13 protein-coding genes are annotated in these 18,138 nt (G+C 74.1%); 5 read left to right on the top strand and 8 right to left on the bottom strand.

The window, feature by feature from the left end:
• Positions 1-8 precede the first annotated feature (8 nt).
• Entirely contained in the window at positions 9-2,279 is a 2,271-nt protein-coding gene (locus ACFY32_RS25450; RefSeq protein WP_390675355.1) for a 3-hydroxyacyl-ACP dehydratase, read from the top strand.
• A complete protein-coding gene (locus ACFY32_RS25445; protein ID WP_390675354.1) occupies positions 2,276-3,916 on the top strand; it encodes a PfaD family polyunsaturated fatty acid/polyketide biosynthesis protein in 1,641 nt (546 codons plus the stop codon). Before ACFY32_RS25450 ends, ACFY32_RS25445 begins: the two co-directional genes overlap by 4 nt.
• Before the next feature lie 208 nt (positions 3,917-4,124).
• On the opposite strand, the gene gdhA is transcribed toward ACFY32_RS25445, so the two are convergent.
• Both gdhA and ACFY32_RS25435 read right to left on the bottom strand, forming a co-directional pair.
• Entirely contained in the window at positions 4,125-5,483 is a 1,359-nt protein-coding gene (gene gdhA, locus ACFY32_RS25440; protein WP_359198032.1) for an NADP-specific glutamate dehydrogenase, read from the bottom strand.
• A gap of 279 nt (positions 5,484-5,762) precedes the next feature.
• Positions 5,763-5,888 (bottom strand): hypothetical protein, encoded by a 126-nt coding sequence (locus ACFY32_RS25435; protein WP_390675353.1) that lies wholly within the window; start codon positions 5,886-5,888, stop codon positions 5,763-5,765.
• A 187-nt stretch (positions 5,889-6,075) separates the two neighbouring features.
• On the opposite strand from ACFY32_RS25435, the gene ACFY32_RS25430 reads away from it, so the two are divergent.
• From ACFY32_RS25430 to ACFY32_RS25420, 3 genes are all read left to right on the top strand, one after another.
• A complete protein-coding gene (locus tag ACFY32_RS25430) occupies positions 6,076-6,756 on the top strand; it encodes a ThuA domain-containing protein (RefSeq protein WP_359198035.1) in 681 nt (226 codons plus the stop codon).
• Entirely contained in the window at positions 6,741-7,865 is a 1,125-nt protein-coding gene (locus ACFY32_RS25425) for a Gfo/Idh/MocA family oxidoreductase (protein ID WP_359198038.1), read from the top strand. The genes ACFY32_RS25430 and ACFY32_RS25425 overlap by 16 nt, the downstream gene beginning before the upstream one ends.
• A gap of 310 nt (positions 7,866-8,175) precedes the next feature.
• Complete coding sequence (locus ACFY32_RS25420; protein WP_390675352.1) at positions 8,176-8,892, top strand: S1 family peptidase; 717 nt, start codon at positions 8,176-8,178, stop codon at positions 8,890-8,892.
• Positions 8,893-9,044: 152 nt separating this feature from the next.
• On the opposite strand, the gene ACFY32_RS25415 is transcribed toward ACFY32_RS25420, so the two are convergent.
• From ACFY32_RS25415 to ACFY32_RS25390, 6 genes are all read right to left on the bottom strand, one after another.
• Positions 9,045-10,223 carry a tellurite resistance/C4-dicarboxylate transporter family protein gene (locus ACFY32_RS25415; RefSeq protein WP_359198044.1) on the bottom strand — a complete coding sequence of 393 codons (1,179 nt, stop codon included), beginning with the start codon at positions 10,221-10,223 and terminating at the stop codon, positions 9,045-9,047.
• On the bottom strand, positions 10,220-10,957 hold the full coding sequence (gene narI, locus ACFY32_RS25410) for a respiratory nitrate reductase subunit gamma (protein ID WP_390675351.1): 738 nt from the start codon (positions 10,955-10,957) through the stop codon (positions 10,220-10,222). The genes ACFY32_RS25415 and narI overlap by 4 nt, the downstream gene beginning before the upstream one ends.
• Positions 10,954-11,580 (bottom strand): nitrate reductase molybdenum cofactor assembly chaperone, encoded by a 627-nt coding sequence (gene narJ / locus ACFY32_RS25405; protein ID WP_359198049.1) that lies wholly within the window; start codon positions 11,578-11,580, stop codon positions 10,954-10,956. The genes narI and narJ overlap by 4 nt, the downstream gene beginning before the upstream one ends.
• Positions 11,577-13,208 (bottom strand): nitrate reductase subunit beta, encoded by a 1,632-nt coding sequence (gene narH / locus ACFY32_RS25400; protein WP_390675350.1) that lies wholly within the window; start codon positions 13,206-13,208, stop codon positions 11,577-11,579. The genes narJ and narH overlap by 4 nt, the downstream gene beginning before the upstream one ends.
• 1 nt (position 13,209) lies before the next feature.
• Positions 13,210-16,869, bottom strand: coding sequence for a nitrate reductase subunit alpha (locus ACFY32_RS25395; protein ID WP_390675349.1), 3,660 nt, complete (start codon positions 16,867-16,869; stop codon positions 13,210-13,212).
• A gap of 388 nt (positions 16,870-17,257) precedes the next feature.
• The gene (locus tag ACFY32_RS25390) at positions 17,258-18,130 is read right to left on the bottom strand and encodes an SDR family NAD(P)-dependent oxidoreductase (RefSeq protein WP_390675348.1); all 873 of its coding nucleotides are present in this window, start codon (positions 18,128-18,130) and stop codon (positions 17,258-17,260) included.
• Positions 18,131-18,138 lie beyond the last annotated feature (8 nt).

The following is an 18,138-nucleotide window of genomic DNA, read 5'->3' as shown; positions in this document are numbered from 1 at the left end:
AGGCGGCCGTGGACGAACTCGCCTTCGAGGGCACGCCGTTCATCGCGGAGCCGCCGCCCGTCGCCCCGGAGGCGGCGCCCGGCACGCCGGTGCCGCCACTCGCCGCCCCCGGACCGGCGCCCGTCGCCTCCGGGCCCGCGGCCGGACGCGTCGCACCCGCCGCCCCCGGGGCACCGGCGCTCCGGCTCGCCGCCCAGGTGCAGCGGGCCCACGCCGCGGTGCTGACGGCCCATCAGGCCATCGCGGTCTGGCAGTTCGCCCGTGTCGTACGGCCCGGTCGCACCCCGGCTTCCGTACCCGCGGCCGAGTCCGCCGACGGCAGGGGCGGGCTGCCGGCGGCGGTGGCCCGTGCCGTCCGCGACGCCGGTGCCGCCCCCGGTCCCGGCCGCCTCGCCGTCACCTTCCACGAAGTGGCGCCTGAGGGCGCGGTGACGCTGCGAGCGGTACGGCAGGACGAGGGATGGCAGGTCCGGGACGGCGTCCGCCCCGCCGCCACCGTCGTACCGCACACGGCCGAGTGGCCGCGCCGCCCCGTCCCCCGCTTCCCGGCCGACCCCCGGCCGCTGGCCCGTACGTCCGTGGACCGGCTCACCGAGACGGACCTGACCGCCTTCGCGGCCGGCGACATCGCGGCGGCGCTCGGCCCGGACTACGACCAGAGTCACCTCCCGCCCGACGCCCGGCCGGCGAAGGAGTCCTTCCGGCTCCTGAAGGGCGTCACCGGTATCGACCCTCGTGGCGGTGCCTACGGCCAGGGCAGCCTGCGGGCCGTACTCCGGCTGCCGGACGACGACCCCGGACCCCTCTGGGGCCACCTCGTCGCCGCGGCGCTGGAGGTGCTCCGGGCCTACGCGCTGTACCTCGGTCTGCACCTGTGCCTGCCGGGCGCGCGGGCCGTGCCCGTGTCCGCAGTGCCCCTGCTGGTGGAGGTGGGCGAGGGCGTGGTGCCGGGCGGCGAGCTGTGCGTCGACGCAGAGATCACCGCCACCGGCATGGTCGACCGGCCCTTCCTCGTCGCCGACTGCTCCTTCCGGGCGCGGGGACGCACGGTGGCCCGGGTGCGCGACAGCGGCATGGTGCTGCGGGAGAGCCGGGACACGGACCTGTCCGCCCGGCCGGACGTCCCGAGCTGCCGTCGCGCCCCCGGCGGTGCTCCGGTCTTCCTGCACGAGCTGCACGCCGCGCACACTGCGGAGGGCCGGCCGGGACTGTTCCCCGAGCTGGGCACCGCCCGGGTCCGTCCCCGGCTGCCGCGCGGAGACATGAGAATGGTCGACCGGGGGAGGTACGGCGGGGACGCGCGGCAGGAGTACCGGCCCGGCAGCAGCCTGGGCGTGTTCGAATACGACGTTCCCCCGGACCCGTGGTACCTGCGTGAGTCCGGCGAGGTGCTGCCGCCCTTGGCCCTCATGGAGGTCGCCCTGCAACCGGTCGGGGTGTTCAGCGTGCTGCTCGGCGGGGCCGGTGAGTACGCCGGTCAGGACCTGTACTGCCGCAACCTGGACGGCCGGTTGCGGCTGCTGCGGGAGACGGCGCTGCCCGCCACCACCGTCGAGCAGCGGGTGACGCTGCGATCCCGTACCCGACTGCCCGGCGGGGCGCTGCACCGCTGCGGCTGGGACCTGCGTTCCGGCGGCACCTCCTTCTGCACCGGCGAGGCCGTCCACGGCGTCTTCACCGCGGAGATGATGGAGCGTCAGCGGGGCCTGGACGACGGCCGGAGCGTGCCGCCCTGGCTGGAGGCGCACGGCCCGGCGGCGGGCTCGGTGCGCCGGGTCGACCTGCGGGGCGACGCCCGGCTCGGCCGGGGCCGGCTGGCCCTGCTGGAGGACGTGGTGCTGGTCCCCGGCGGCGGGGAGCACGGCGCGGGGTACGTGCTGTGCGACAAGCCGGTGCGGCCGGACGACTGGTTCTTCGACCACCACTTCTTCCAGGACCCGGTCATGCCCGGATCGGCCGGGGTGCAGATGCTCTTCCAGGCCGTGCACGCCTTCGCCCTGCACACCGGGCTGACGGACCACCTGGCCCGTCCCCGGTGCGCCCTGTCCGTGGGGGAGGAGCTGAGCTGGTCCTACCGCGGGCAGATCCTGCGCGAGCACGAGCGGGTACGCGGCGAGGTCCACCTCCGCCGCGTCCACCGGCACGCCACCGGTGTGCGACTGCACGCCGACGGCAGCGTGTGGCGCGACGACCTGCGGATCTACCGGGTGCGCAACATGGCCGTCGACATCACCGGTTGGGAACCCGGAGACCACGAGGCGCAGGAGGTGCCCGGATGACCGCGGCGGCGGTGCGCTACGACCCGCAGGGCGTGTACGAGGTGCTGGCCGACCTCGCGAGCCCTTGCTACATCGTCTCCGGCGGCGGCCGGGTCGGCGCCATGCCGGAGCCGCCCGCGCCCGGCGGCGGACTGCGTCCGCTGGCCGCCGTGGGACCGCTGTCCCCGGAGGAGATCGGTTCCGGGGACTTCCGGCGGCACCACGGGGCGCGGTACGCCCATATGGCGGGGGCCATGGCCGGCGGGATCGCCGGCGAGGAACTGGTCACCGCCTACGGCCGGGCCGGACACCTGGCCTCCTTCGGCGCCGCGGGACTGCCCCCCGCCCGGATCGACCGCGCACTGGAGCGGTTGCGGGGCGCGCTGGGTCCGTCCGAGGCGCCGTACGCCTGCAACCTCCTGCACCACCCCACGGACCCGGCCGCGGAACGTGCCTGCGTCGACGCGTGCCTGCGGCACCAGGTGCGGTGCGTGGAGGCGTCGGCCTTCGTGCGGCTCACCCCGGACCTGGTGCGCTACCGCGTGGCCGGTCTCGCCCCCGGCTTCGCGTCCGGCGGGGTACGGGCCGGTCACCGGGTCGTCGCCAAGGTGTCCCGTCCGGAGACCGCGGAGCTGTTCCTGCGGCCCGCCCCCGAGGCCATGGTGGCGGACCTGCTGGCGCGAGGACAGGTCACGGGCGAGCAGGCGGCCCTCGCCCGTACCGTCGCGATGGCCGACGACATCACCGTCGAGGCCGACTCCGGCGGCCACACCGACCGCAGGCCGCTGGTGGTGATGCTGCCGATGGTGCTCCGCCTCCGCGACCGCCTGGCCCGCGAGGTGCCGGCCGCCGCGCGGGTCCGGGTCGGCGCCGCGGGCGGGATCGGCACCCCGGAGGCCGTGGTGGCGGCCCTGGCCCTCGGCGCCTCCTACGTGGTCACCGGATCGGTCAACCAGGCCCTCACCGAGTCCGGGACCTCGGCGGCCGTCAAGCGGCTCCTGGCCGAGGCCGGTCCGGCCGACTGCACCATGGCCCCGGCCGCTGACATGTTCGAACAGGGCGTCACTGTCCAGGTACTCGGCCGCGGCACGATGTTCGCGGGGCGGGCCGGACGGCTGTACCGGCTCTACCGCGACCACGCGGGGCTGGAGTCCCTGCCGGACGCCGAACGCGCGTACCTGGAGGGGCGCATCCTGCGCCGTCCCGTGGCGGAGGTGTGGCGGGACACCGCCGCCTATCTGCGGGAGCACCGACCGGAGTGGCTGGACCGCGCCACGGGCGACCCCAAGTACCGGATGGCGATGGTCTTCCGCTGGTACCTGGGCATGGCCTCCCGCTGGGCCACCGAAGGCGACACCGCGCGCCGGGGCGACTGGCAGGTCTGGTGCGGCCCCGCCCTGGGCGCCTTCAACGCCTGGACGGCGGGCAGCGCGCTGGCCGCGCCGGAGCACCGGCACGCCGCCGACGTCGCCGGGCACCTGCTGCGTGCGGCGGCCTTCCACAGCCGGGTCACCCAGCTCCGCCTCGCCGGGGTACGGCTGCCCGCCGTCTGCACCACCTACCGGCTGCCGTCCGCCGCCTCCGGGCCCGGTACGTCCCCGGGCGCGCGGACGGCCGGTCCCTCACCGGTCCCGGCACCGGCTCCCGCCCCGGGCTGACCACTGTGGGCTGACCACTGCGGGCGGCGTCCCGGTGGCCGTCCCGACGCGCACGGCTCCGGGACGCGGACCGCCGCGCGCCCCGCCCATCGGGAGCGGTCGCACGCAGGGGCCGTCGCGCGGGACCCGCTCCGGACGCCTCGCGGGCGACCGTCACCGGAACACCGCTCCCGCCGTCCGCTCTCGCCGTCCGCGCCGGCCGTCCGCGTCAGATGACGCCCTGGGCGAGCATCGCGTCCGCGACCCGTTCGAAGCCGGCGATGTTGGCGCCGGTGACGTAGTCGCCCGGGGCGCCGTAGCGCTGGGCGGTCTCGTGGCAGGTGGCGTGGATGTCGTTCATGATGCGGGTCAGCTCCTCCTCCACCCGGGCCGGCGACCAGGCCGTACGCGCGTGGTTCTGCGCCATCTCCAGGGCGCTCACCGCGACCCCGCCCGCGTTGGCGGCCTTGCCGGGGCCGAAGGCGACGCCCGCGCGCTGGAAGAGGTGCACCGCCTCGGGGGTGGTGGGCATGTTCGCGCCCTCGGCGACCGCCTTCACGCCGTTGCGCACGAGCATCGCCGCGGCGTCCGCGTCCAGCTCGTTCTGGGTGGCGGACGGCAGCGCGATGTCCGCGGGCACCTCCCAGACCCGTCCGTCCGGCACGAAGCGGGCGGAGGCCCCGCGCCGCTCGGCGTAGGTGCTGATCCGCCCGCGTTCCACCTCCTTGACCTGCTTGAGCAGTTCTACGTCGATGCCCTTGTCGTCGACGACGTACCCGCTGGAGTCCGAGCAGGTCAGCGGGTTGGCGCCGAGGGCGAGCAGCTTCTCGACGGTGTAGATGGCGACGTTGCCGGAGCCGGAGACGACCGCCGTCTGCCCCTCCAGGTCCTCGCCGCGCTCGCGCAGCATCGCCGCCGCGAACAGCACGCTGCCGTAACCGGTGGCCTCGGGCCGGATCGCCGAGCCGCCCCAGCCCGTGCCCTTGCCGGTGAGGACCCCGGCCTCCCAGCGGTTGGTGATCCGCCGGTACTGCCCGAACAGGTAGCCGATCTCGCGTCCGCCGACGCCGATGTCGCCGGCCGGGACGTCGGTGTGCTCGCCGATGTGCCGGTACAGCTCCGTCATGAACGACTGGCAGAACCGCATGACCTCCGCGTCGCTGCGGCCGTGCGGGTCGAAGTCGCTGCCGCCCTTGCCGCCGCCGATGCCGAGGCCGGTCAGCGCGTTCTTGAATATCTGCTCGAAGCCGAGGAACTTGACGATCCCGAGGTTGACGGACGGGTGGAAGCGCAGGCCGCCCTTGTACGGGCCGAGGGCGCTGTTGAACTCCACCCGGAAACCCCGGTTGACGTGCACACGGCCCTGGTCGTCCTGCCAGGGCACCCGGAAGATGACCTGGCGTTCCGGCTCGCACAGCCGCTCGATGAGGCCCGGCTCGGCGTACTCGGGCCGCGCCGCCAGCACCGGGGCGAGCGTGTCCAGCACCTCGTGCACGGCCTGGTGGAACTCCGGCTGGGCCGGGTTGCGCCGCTCGATCTCGACGCGCAGGGCGTCGAGCCGGGTCTTGCTGTCGTCTCGGGTCGTCACAGGGGCCCTTCCTCACACGGCTGCCACCGGTACGAGACCGGTGCTGAGCGCTCGGCGCCGTTGCCGCGCGCAGGACGGGCCGTCCCGGGTCGTCGCCCGGAAACGGCCGGTCCTCAGTGTTACCCCTGTGTAAAGCCCGAGGCCAGCACGGATGTGCCAACTGTCCGGACTCTGAGACTCCGCGCCTGCGCGACGGCACGGCGACGGCCGGGTCGAGCATGTTGACGAGGCCGCCGGTGCCGACGCCGAGGCAGCGGGCGCTCTGCCGCAGTACCGGGTTCACGGCGAGTCGGGCACGGGGGCGGCCGCCACCGGAGTCCTCGGCGAGACCTCGCTGAGCACTCCCCGGTCCAGCACCCCGAACCGGCCGGCCCGGCGCACGTCGCGGGAGGAACGTATACCCACGGCGACCAGTCCTCCAGGGCCGGACCGGGATCAGGCACCCGCCGCCCGAGGCACCCCCGGCCCTCGGCGGCGGCCGTGGTCTTGACGCTGTCCTCGGGGGCTGGTTAGCGTCGCGAGCACTTCGTCCGACGGTCGGCCGACGGGTCAGGTGAAGCCGGCCCGGCAGCGATGGGAGCGTGCGACACCCGTGACCGACATACCCGACCGCCGTGCGCTGGTGGTCCGTGGCGGCTGGGAGGGCCACGACCCCGTCACCATCACCGACCTCTTCCTGCCGTTCCTCAAGGACCACGGTTACGCGGTCGACACCGCGGACGATCTCGCGGTCTACGAGGACGCCGAACGGCTCGCCGCCACCGACCTGGTGGTGCAGTGCTGGAGCATGGGGGAGATCACCGCCGGGCAGAGCCGCGGCCTGTCGGCGGCCGTGCGGGCCGGTACCGGCTTCGCCGGCTGGCACGGCGGCATCATCGACGCGTTCCGCGGCGACCTGGACTACTTCCTGCTGACCGGCGGTCAGTTCCTCATGCACCCGCCCGGATTCGTCGACCACGAGGTGAACCCGGTCCCCGAGCGGTCCGACCACCCGGTCCTGCGCGGGCTCGGCGACTTCCGGGTGCACACCGAGCAGTACTGGGTCGCGACCGACCCGGCCATCGACGTCCTCGCCACCACCACCTTCGGCGCGGACACGGACGCGGACACGGACACGGACCACGACACGCCCGTCGTCATGCCCGCGGTGTGGACCCGCCGGCACGGCGCGGGACGCGTCTTCGTCTCGGCCATCGGCCACAAGGCCGACGACTTCGACGTCCCCGAGGTGCGCACGCTGACCGAGCGGGGACTGCTGTGGGCGAGCCGGTGAGCGCACTGCGGGTCGGCATGGTGGGAGCCGGCCACATCAGCGGCCAGTACCTCGCCACCCTGGCCAGGTCGCCGAACCTGCGGCTGACCGCGGTGACCGATCTCGACCCGGCGCGGGCCGCGCGGGCGGCGGCGGGCACCGGTGCCACGGTGGCGCGCGATCTGCCCGCCCTCCTCGCGTGCGACGACGTCGACGCCGTGCTCAACCTGACCGTGCCGGCCGCGCACGCCGAGGTCGCGCTGGCCGCGATCGCCGCGGGCAAGCACGTCTACGGCGAGAAGCCGCTGGCCGCCACCCGGGAAGAGGCCCGTGCCGTTCTGGCCGCGGCGGACGCGGCCGGTGTCCGCGTCGGCTGCGCGCCGGACACCGTGCTCGGCACCGGCGTCCAGACCGCCCGCCGGGCCGTCGACGACGGACTGATCGGCACCCCCGTGGCCGCGACGGCGTTCATGACCGTCCCCGGACACGAAGTCTGGCACCCCGACCCGGAGTTCTACTACCGGCCGGGCGGCGGGCCGCTGCTCGACATGGGCCCGTACTACCTGTCCGCGCTGATCCACCTGCTGGGCCCGGTCACCGCGGTCACCGGCGCGGTCTCCGCGCCGCGCACCGAGCGGGTGATCGGCTCGGGCCCGCGCGCCGGGCAGCGCTTCCCCGTCCAGGTCGACACCCACGTCACCGGCATCCTGCGGCACGCGGGCGGCGCCCTGTCCACGCTGGTGATGAGCTTCGACGTGCACGCCTCCCGGCTGCCCAGGATCGAGGTGTACGGCACCGAGGGATCGCTGTCCGTCCCCGACCCCAACTGTTTCGACGGGCAGGTCGAGCGGTACGCCGCGGAGCGGGGGGAGTGGGAGCCGCTGCCGGTGTCCGCCGGGTACCCGGGCGCCGGACGCGGCACGGGACTGGCCGACCTGGCGGACGCGCTGGCCGCCGGGGAACCGCACCGCGCGTCCGCCGAACTGGCCGCGCACGTACTGGAGGTCATGCTCACCCTCCTGGACGCGGCCCGCGAGGGCGGCACCCTGCCGGTCACCGGCTGCCCGCGCCCCGCCCCGGTCCCGGCCCCCGACGCACCGGCCGCCCCCGGCACGGCAGCCGTCGCCTGACAGCGGGGTACGGCGGCGGGGCCCTGGGCGGGGCAGCGGCGACGCGGCGCGCGGCTGCCGGACACGGCAGCACTCAGTGGGTGATCAGGCCCCGCCCTTGCGGCGGCGCGGCGCGGCCGAGCGGGGCGGCGCCGCGCGCATGTGGTCGCGTACCGGCGCCGGCGGACCGGCGAGGGTCCGCCCGTCGTCCGGCGAGAGCGGTGTGCACGGTCGAGAACAGGTCGGCCGCATCCCGTGACTGGCGGCTTTCGGTCTGACCGTCCGGGGCCGCGGGCCTCACAATGGCGGGCACACGCTGTAGGAGGCCACCGTGAACCCTGCACGTACCGCCAGCCCCTTCGGGACCGCCCTGCGGGCCGCGCTCATCCTCGTACTGCTGCTCGGCTGGTCCGCCGCCCGCGGCCCGGACGCGCGGGCGGCGGAGCGGGGAGAAACACGGGCGAGCGCCGTGGTGCACGGCGGGGACACGCTCTACAGCGCCGCCACCCGGTGCACCGTGGGCTTCAACGCCCGGTCCGGCTCCACGATGTTCGCGCTGATCTCCGGCCGCTGCGCCCAGGGCGCCGGCAGCACCTGGTACGCCGACGCCGCCCTGACCACCGTCGTCGGGGTGACCACGGGGGTGAGTTACCCGGGCAACGACTACGCGACCGTCCGGTACACCAACACGGCGGTCTCCTACCCGGGTGAGGTCTCGCTGGGCGGCGGAGCCACCCGCGACATCACCGCCGCGGCCAACCCGGTCGTCGGGCAGGCGGTCTGCCACGTCGGACGGACCACGGGGTACCGCTGCGGAACCGTCCAGGCGGTCAACGTCACCGTCAACTTCGGCGGCGGCGGCATCGTGAGCGGCCTGTTCCGGTCGAACATCTGCTCAGAGGGCGGCGACACCGGCGGCCCGGCGTTCTCCGGCGGCACGGCCCTCGGCATCATCGTCGGCGGCAGCGGCAACTGCACCTCGGGGGGCGTCACGTACTACCAGCCGGTAACCGAGTGGCTCTCGGTATACGGCCTGAGCATCTACTGAGCCGGGGACCGGCCGGCCGCCACGCGCGGACGCCGGATCGGTCCGCGCGCCCGAGCCGCTCGTCGTCACCGGGCGCAGGTCGGGTTCCGGGGCCGGTACACGGCGGCGTCTTCGCCTCGATCTGGCACTCCATGAGCTCGCCGGAGAAGCGGTCACCCAGCAGTGCCACGGCGGCCGGGAGGACGGCCGAGGCGCCGTCGGCCACGGCACGGCTCTCGGCGGCGGTCAGGAAGTATTCCTCTTCCACCCCCACCGGGGGCTGGTCCTCGGGCACAACCGTCATGGCACAACAGTTCCGGCCGGCCCCCGAGGCCGCAACGCGAGGTCCAGCACGCCGGGGACGGGAGCTGGCGGCGCAGGCGGCACGCGGTGACGGTGAGCCAGGCCGCCAGGGCGGTCCAGGCCAGCGGGTGCTGCGCGGCGGCCGCGGTGCCGATGTGGTGCGTCGCGACGAGCCGGGCGGTGGCGGTGGCGTACATGCCCGCGGGGAAGACGATGCTCCACAGGGCGGGTTCGTAGCCGAGCGGGACCCGGTGCCGACGGTGGCGCCAGACGCCCGCCGCCAGCAGGAAAGGGATCAGGACGGTGGCCCAGGACCACAGGGCGACGACCGTGGCGGTCAACGGCGTCCGCGCCGGGCGGGGCAGCAGCCCGAGGTGACCGAGGAGGACGCCGCCGGCGAGGGTGCTGATGGCGGCGGCACCCATGGTGATCCAGTAGCTGGGCGCGAGACCGGCGGGCGGCGGGGGCGCGTGCCACAGGCGCCGGATCACCGCCGTCAGCGTGGCCAGGTACAGCAGGACCCCGGTGGCCCACAGCGCGAGCGCGGCCGCGAGGGCGACCCGGCCGGGGTACAGCGTGGCGCCGGTGATGACGAGCGATTGCAGGCCGACGGTGGCCAGGAACCACGTGCCGTCCGCCTGCCGGAGCACGCCGCCCGCGCCGGGGCGCACCAGCCGGGCGGCGGCGCGGGCGAGTGCCGTCCACACGCCGCCCGCGAAGGCCAGCAGCGCGCAGGCGGCGACCCGGGCGGGGCCGTGGTCGAGGCGACTGGCGAGGACACCGCTGGCGGCGACCAGGGTGAAGTGCCCGAACAGGCGGGCGGGAGTGCCGAGTTCGCAGCGGACGGCGTCCGGGTGGCAGGCGGCCTTGAGCCCCGTGGCGGCGAGCAGCGCGAGGTACAGCGCGGTGGCGATGCCGTACAGCAGCAGCGACACCGGGCGGACGCCGACCTGGGCCAGGGCCTTGGAGACGATGCCGGTGGCCATGACGGGGGCGAAGCACGCGGGGGGCAGCTCCCGGCACCGGGCGCGCAGTCCCGGCCGTTTCACCGCGAGCGGGTCGCCTGCGGTCCCGGCTGCGACCGGTGGGCGGAGGACGGCGACCGGTTGCCACGGGAGCGGTAGACGACGTAGGGACGGGTCAGGTAGCCGAGGGGGGCGGTGAAGGCGTGCACGAGACGGCTGAAGGGCCACAGCGCGAACAGCGCCATGGCGAGCAGGGCGTGCACCTGGTAGGCGAGGGGGGCATGGGCCATGGCGGACACGTCGGGGTCGAGGGTGAACAGGGAGCGGAACCACACCGAGACGCCCAGGCGGTAGTCGTACGGGTCGGGCTGGAGGGTGGTGGCGGTGGCGGTGAGCCCGGCCAGGAGGACGCAGGCCAGGACGGGGTAGACGGCGCGGTCGCTGCGGCTGGTGGCGGCCCGGACGGCGGGCACCCGCAGACGCCGGTGGAGCAGGATCGCCAGGCCGGCGAGCGTGGCGAGGCCCGCGGTGCCGCCGACGATCAGGGCGTTGGCGTGGTAGAGCCACTCGTGGACGTGGACCTCTTCGGTGAGCGACTCGGGGACGAGCAGGCCGATGACGTGACCGGCCACCACGAACAGGAGCCCGAAGTGGAACAGCGGGCCGCCGACGGCCAGCAGCCTGCTCTCGTGCAGTTGACTGGAGCGGGTGGTGAAGCCGAACCGGTCGTAGCGGTAGCGCCAGGCGCTGCCGGTGACCAGGACGGTGGTGACGAGGTAGGGAAGTACGCCCCACAGGGCGGTGTGCAGGTGGTTCACCGGGGCGTCTCCTGCCTGTGCGGGGTGCCGGGGGTGCTCTGCGGATAGGGCAGGAGGCCGACGGACTCGGTGGGCGGTCCGGTCCGGGCGAGTTCGAGGGCCTCCTTGCGGCTGCTCGGACCGCGGCCGGGCAGGGTGCGGCAGACCGCTTCGACGACGTCGGCGTAGGGGCTGCGGTGGGCGGCCAGGGCGAAGCGCAGCAGTTCCAGGCCGGGCCGGTACTCGGTCAGCAGTCGGGTGCCTGCCTCGGGGGCGCGGGCGGCGAACTCCAGCATCAGGGGCAGGAAGTCGGGCAGTTCGTCGGCCGGGGGCTGCCAGCCGTGCTCGCGGTAGAGGGCCTTCACACGGGCCAGGGCCGCGCCGCGGCGGCGGGTGTCGCCGTCGGTGTAGTAGGTGAGGTACAGGCAGCGGCGCCGGCTGCGGTCGAACGTGGCGACGTACCGGGCCGCCCACTCCAGCGGGGCCCGGCCCCCGGCCCGGTCGCAGAAGCCCAGCAGCAGGCCGACATCGGCGCCGGGCACCGGCTCCAGCGCGGCGCGCACGGTGCGCAGTCGGGCGTGCCAGTCCTCGTCCGGATAGCCGAGCAGCAGGGCGGCGGCCTGATGGACGACCGGGCGGCTCACCGCGACCCGCCTTCCCCGCCGGGGAAGAGACCCTCGGGCCGGCCGCGGCCGTTCCAGTTCAGCAGGTTGACCCGGCCGCGCAGCGAGGTCCCCGCGTGCTCCGGATCGGGGCGGTCCGCGAGCGGGGCGTGGAAGGCGTCCGCGTCCAGCATGCCCACCCCGCCGTGTCCGTCCAGACTGCACCCCTGTGCGATGTCGTCCTCGGGGGTGCGGGCCGCGTAGCCGGTGGGGATGACGTAGCGCTCGTCGTACTTGGCCAGGGCCAGCAGCCGGTACATCGCCTCGATGCCCGGGGCGTCCAGGCCGACGGCGCGGGCGATGGCGGGGTCCTGCCGCTCGCCGAGGTTGACGCGCCGCATGTGGGCGCGCATCGCCGCCAGCCGGCACAGCGCCGCCTCCACGGGGGCGGGGTCGCCCGCGGTGAACAGCCCGGCGAGGTACTCCACCGGGATGCGCAGGGAGTCGATCGCGGCGAACAGCTTCGCGGGGTCCTCGCCGTCGTGACCGGTGGCGGTGAGGGACTCCACCACCGGCGACAGCGGCGGGATGTACCAGACCATGGGCATGGTGCGGTACTCCGGATGCAGCGGCAGCGCCACCTTGTACGTGCTGATCAGCGCGTGCACGGGGGAGCGGCGGGCGGCGGTGATCCAGTCGTGCGGGATTCCGGCGTCCTCGGCGGCACGCTGCACCGCGGGGTCTTCGGGGTCCAGGAAGCAGTCCAGTTGGGCCTGGTACAGGCCCTGTTCGTCCTCGGTGGCGGCGGCCTCGCCGACCCGGTCGGCGTCGTACAGGATCACCCCGAGGTAGCGCAGCCGGCCGACGCAGGTCTCGGAGCAGACGGTCGGCTGGCCCGCCTCGATGCGCGGGTAGCACAGGGTGCACTTCTCGGCCTTGCCCGACTGGTGGTTGAAGTAGACCTTCTTGTACGGGCAGCCGGACACGCACATGCGCCAGCCGCGGCACCGGTCCTGGTCGACCAGGACGATGCCGTCCTCGATCCGCTTGTACAGCGCGCCGGAGGGGCACACGGCCACACAGGACGGGTTGAGGCAGTGCTCGCAGATCCTGGGCAGGTAGAACATGAACGACTGCTCGTACTCCAGGCGCACCCGCTCGTTCATCTGCTGGAGCACGGGGTCGCCCGCCAGGTGCGCGGGGCCGCCGCCCAGGTCGTCGTCCCAGTTGGGGCCCCAGGTGACCTCGGTGGGGCGGCCGTCGATCAGGGAGCGGGGCGCGGCGGTGGGCACGTCGTCGCCCAGGGGTGCCGAGATCAGGTTCTCGTAGTCGTAGGTCCACGGCTGGTAGTAGTCGTCCAGGGACGGCAGTTCGGGGTTGGCGAAGAGCCGGGCCAGGCGGCGCGCCCGGCCGCCGGCCCGCGGTACCAGCCTGCCGTGCTTGAGGTGCCAGCCGCCCTTCCACTTGTCCTGGTCCTGGTAGCCGCGGGGGTAGCCCTGGCCGGGGCGGGTCTCGACGTTGTTGAACCACACGTACTCGGTGCCCTGCCGGTTGGTCCAGGTCTGCTTGCAGGTGACCGAGCAGGTGTGGCAGCCGATGCACTTGTCGAGGTTCATCACCATCGCGACCTGGGCCATCACCCGGCCGAGGGGCGCGTCGCCACGGGACATGTCAGTACTCCACATTCTGGGTGCGACGCCGGATCACGGTGACCGCGTCACGCTGGTTGCCGGTGGGTCCGTAGTAGTTGGGGGCGAAGGAGAGCTGGGCGTGGCCGCCGATCAGATGCGTCGGTTTGATCAGCAGGCGGGTGAGGGCGTTGTGGACACCGCCGCGCCGGCCGGTCGTCTCGGACTTGGGGACGTTCACCAGGCGTTCCTGCACGTGGTACATGAACACCGTGCCGGGAGGCATCCGGTGCGAGACGACCGCGCGGGCGACGACCACGCCGTTGGCGTTCACCGCTTCGATCCAGTCGTTGTCCGCGACGCCGATCGACTCGGCGTCCGCCACGCTCAGCCAGATCACCGGGCCGCCCCGGGCCAGGGTCTGCATGACGAGGTTCTCCTGGTACTCGGAGTGGATCGACCACTTGGAGTGCGGGGTGAGGTAGCGCACCGTCACCGACCGGCCGCCGTCCTCGTCCCGTGCCGTCCCACCGAGGACGTCGAGTCCCAGCGGGGGCCGGTAGACCGGCAGTTGCTCCCCGTACTCGGCGATCCACTGGTGGTCGAGGTAGAAGTGCTGGCGGCCGGTGAGGGTGTGCCAGGGCTTGAGGTGCTCGGTGTTGATGGTGAAGGGCGCGTACCGGCGGTCCGGGCCCTCCTTGCCCGACCATTCGAAGCTCGCGCCGACCTGGACGGGCCGGACCTGGGTGTCGGCGAACTCCACCCGCCGCTCGGCCACCGAGGCGCCCAGTTCGGTGAACCCGCTGTCGGTGCCGCAGCGTTCGGCGAGCCGCTCGAAGCCCTCGGCCGCCAGTCGGCCGTTGGTGGTGCCCGACAGGGCGAGGATCGCCTCGCACAGCTTGACGTCCGTGTCCAGCCGGGGCCGCCCGCGCGCCGGTTCGCGGGTGGCCGTCCCGCAGCGCGCGGCGAGGCGGGCGACCTCCGGCCGGGGGTGCACCGTCACGCCCTTGACCGTGATGCCCAGCTCGTCGACCAGCGGTCCCAGCGCCGCCATCTGCTCGCCGATGGCGGTGTAGTCCCGTTCCACGACGGTGAACTGCGGCCTGGTGGTGCCGTCCGGCGGCGCCTCGCCGGGGGTGTCGTGCTGCAGGGGCGTGGCGACCAGGTCGTGCGCCACGTCGAGGCGGCCCTCGGCGAGGCGGGCGACCTCGGCGGCCAGTTGGTGGAAGATCTCGAAGTCGGTGCGGGCCTGCCAGGGCGGGTCGATGGCGGGGGAGAAGGCGTGGACGTAGGGGTGCATGTCCGTGCTGGACAGGTCGTGCTTCTCGTACCAGGTCGCGGCCGGCAGGACCAGGTCGGCGAAGAGGGTCGTGGAGGTCATGCGGAAGTCCAGCGCGAGCAGCAGGTCGAGCTTGCCGCGCGGCCCCTCGTCCTGCCAGGTCACGTCGCGGGGCCTGGCCCCGGGCGGTGCCTCCTCGGCACTGGCGTTGTCGGAGGCGCCCAGGAGGTGCCGCAGGAAGAACTCGTTGCCTTTGGCCGAGGAGCCGATCAGGTTGGCCCGCCACACGGTGAGCACCCGCGGCCAGTTGGCCGGGTCGTCCGGGTTCTCGCAGGCGTAGGAGAGCCGTCCGGCGTCGCGTTCGCCGGCCAGCCAGGCCGCGGGGTCCGCACCGCTCTCGTGCAGGCGGCGCCCCAGTTCCAGGGGGTTGGCGGAGAACGTGGGGGCGGAGGGCATCCAGCCCTTGCGGACGGCCTGCGCGATCAGGTCGGCGGTGTGCAGTCCGGCGAGGGTGCCGGGCGCGGTGGGCGAGGTGAGCACGTCGGCGGTGTGCTGCTCGTAGCGCCACTGGTCGGTGTGCAGATACCAGTACGGCGTCCCCGCCATCTGCCGGGAGGGCCGTACCCAGTCCGACGCGGTCGCCATCTGCTGCCAGCCCGCGAAGGGACGGACCTTCTCCTGGCCCACGTAGTGCGCCCAGCCGCCGCCGTTGACGCCCTGGCAGCCGGTGAGCAGCAGCAGCGACAGGAACGAGCGGTAGATCGTGTCGGAGTGGAACCAGTGGTTGGTGCCCGCCCCCATCACGATCATGCAGCGGCCCCGGGTGCGCTCCGCGGTGTGCGCGAACTCCCGCGCCGCACGGACCACCGCCGACGCGGACACCGACGTGATCTCCTCCTGCCACGCCGGGGTGCACGGCACCGCCGCGTCCTCGTAGGAGGCCGGCCACTGCCCGTCCAGGCCCTCGCGCCCCACCCCGTACTGGGCGAGCAGCAGGTCGAAGACGGTGGTCACCAGGCGTCCGCCGACGCGCAGCGCCGGCACCGAGCGCCGCAGCGTGCCGCCGGTGTCGTCGAAGCGGGGCAGCAGCACCGACGCGGTCGCGGCCCCGGGCCGGCCGTACAGGGTCAGCAGGGGGTCGAGGTCACCGAGCGACAGGTTCCACCGGCCCTCGCTCGCCTTGGCCCAGCGGTCCCCCAGCGTGCCGTTGGGCACCGCCGGCCGGCCCGTCACCGCGTCGAACAGGACCGGCATCCAGCGCCGGGCCTCACCCGCCGCCTCCTGGGCCGCACCGAGGTCCTCGGCGGTGACGAACGCCCCCGGCGCGTGGGCGCCGGAGCCGCGCTCGTCCAGGGCGACGAGGAACGGCAGGTCGGTGAACCGCTTGACGTAGTCGGTGAAGTAGGGCACCTGCCGGTCGACGAAGCACTCCTTGAGGACCACGTGCCCCATGGCCATGGCGAGCGCGGCGTCGGTGCCCGGATGCGGATGCAGCCACTCGTCGGCGAACTTCGTGGCGTCCGCGTAGTCCGGGGAGACCACCACCACCTTCTGGCCCCGGTAGCGGGCCTCGGCCATCCAGTGCGCGTCCGGCGTGCGGGTCACCGGCACGTTGGAGCCCCACAGCATCAGGTACGCCGCGTCCCACCAGTCACCCGACTCGGGCACGTCGGTCTGGTCCCCGAAGACCTGGGGCGAGGCGATCGGCAGATCCGCGTACCAGTCGTAGAACGACAGCATCGGGGCGCCGATCAGCGCGTGGAAGCGGGCGCCGACCGCGTGCGAGGCCATCGACATCGCCGGGATCGGGGAGAAGCCGGCGATGCGGTCGGGCCCGTACTCCTTCAGGGTGTGCACATGCGCGGCGGCGGCGATCTCCAGCGCCTCCTCCCAGCCGATGCGCACCAGCCCGCCCTTGCCGCGTGCCGACTGGTAGCGGCGCCGCCGCTCCGGGTCACCCGTGATCTCGGCCCACGCGGCGACCGGGTCCCCGTCGTGGCGGCGCTTGGCGTCCCGGAACATCTGCACCAGCACCCCGCGTGCGTGGGGGTACTTCACCCGCGTGGGGGAGTAGGTGTACCAGGAGAACGACGCCCCCCGGGGGCAGCCCCGGGGCTCGTAGTCCGGCCGGTCCGCGCCGGCCGAGGGGTAGTCGGTCGCCTGCGTCTCCCACGTGATCAGGCCGTCCTTGACGTACACCTGCCAGGAACAGGAGCCCGTGCAGTTCACGCCGTGGGTGGAGCGCACCACTTTGTCGTGCGCCCAACGCTCCCGGTACGGCGAGTCGTTGACCCGCTGGTCCAGCTCGAACACCGCCCGCCGCTCGGGCGTCACCGGGGCCCGCCGCAGTGACTGCCCCACCGCGAAGAGCCGTTCGGCCGCGTCCGCTGCGATCCGTTCGGCCTCTGCCTTGCCGCGTCCCACGTCTGACTCCCCTCGCGGACAGTGCCCCGAACCTTCACTCGGTGCACTCGTCTGCCGACGAACGGAGGCCAGACTCCCGCTTTCACCCGGCCGATATGGATCTGTTTTTGGCCAGTTTGTCGTAACTAGAACTTATTTTTCTTGGGGTTTTGCTACACCTGACACGCCGGAAACCTCACCGACCCATCCGGTATCCGGCGCCGCTGGTCGACGCGGGTGGGGCCCCGAAGTCCGCTAGGTGGCGTATACGATCCGGCCGGGCGGCCTCGCCCCGTACGGCGTCCGATGCCGTCCGGGCCGGGTGCCGCGCCCGTACTCCGCGGCCGGGAAGCACTCCTTCCGCGCCGTCGGTCCCCCCGGCCGCGCGGTCGGGCTCGGGTTCGCCGTCTCAGACCGGGCCCAGCGACAGGAGGCGCTCGCTCGTGTCCCACAGGTCGCGGGCGACGCGCGGGTCGCGGGTCTGCGGGTGAGGGTGCCTGGCGGGCCCGCGCCCCTCGTAGTAGGTGCCCGAGGTCCAGTCGACGCCGGGCCGGGTACCGGCGAGCCGGACGAGGCGGCGCGCGGCCTGCTGGGGCGTCGTCATCAGCCGGCGCGCGACGCGGTTGCCGTAGAGGTGCCGCAGGAGCGTGCCCGGCTCCGAGGCGAAGTGGGAGGCGACGAGGCCGGGGTGGAAGGCGGCGGCGGAGAGTCCTCGGCCGTGGTAGCGGCGGTGCAGTTCCTGGGTGAACAGGATGTTCTGCAGTTTGGCGGTGCCGTAGGCGCGCTGCGGGGTGAGGCGCGTGGGGCGTCCGAGGTCCTCGGGGACGACCTTGCCGAACAGGCGTGCGGCGACGCTGGAGGTCTGGATCACCGCGGCCCCGCTGGTGAGGAGGGTGTCCAGGAGCAGGTGGGTGAGGAGGAAGGGCGCGAGGTGGTTGACCTGGAAGGTGAGGTCGAATCCGTCGGCGGTCGTGGTGCGGCCGCCGAAGACACCGCCCGCGTTGTTCGCCAGCACGTCGATGCGGGGGTGTGCCTCGCGCAGCTCCCCGGCGAGCCGCCGGACGTCGTCGAGGCGGGCGAAGTCGGCGGTGTGCCGGTCGGCGCCGAGTTCGTCGGCGACGGCGTCGGTCTTGCGCGGACTGCGGCCGACCACGACGACGCGGTGACCGAGCCGGTGCAGTTGGCGCGCGGCCTCGGCGCCGATGCCGTCGCTGGCTCCGGTGATGACGATGGTCCTGGGCGTCGGGTCGCAGGTCGGTCCGTCGTCGGGGCGTGGTGTCATGCCGGCTC

Source organism: Streptomyces sp. NPDC000134 (assembly GCF_042899225.1).
In the GTDB taxonomy this organism is placed as follows: Bacteria; Actinomycetota; Actinomycetes; order Streptomycetales; family Streptomycetaceae; genus Streptomyces.
Note: the sequence above shows the minus strand (reverse complement) of the source record. Positions and strands in the feature narration are given on the sequence as shown.

Coding starts and splice junctions, on each gene's coding strand:
- ACFY32_RS25445 (WP_390675354.1), top strand. CDS start 2,276: ATGACCGCGGCGGCGGTGCGCTACGACCCGCAGGGCGTGTACGAGGTG.
- narH (WP_390675350.1), bottom strand. CDS start 13,208: ATGTCCCGTGGCGACGCGCCCCTCGGCCGGGTGATGGCCCAGGTCGCG.
- ACFY32_RS25390 (WP_390675348.1), bottom strand. CDS start 18,130: ATGACACCACGCCCCGACGACGGACCGACCTGCGACCCGACGCCCAGG.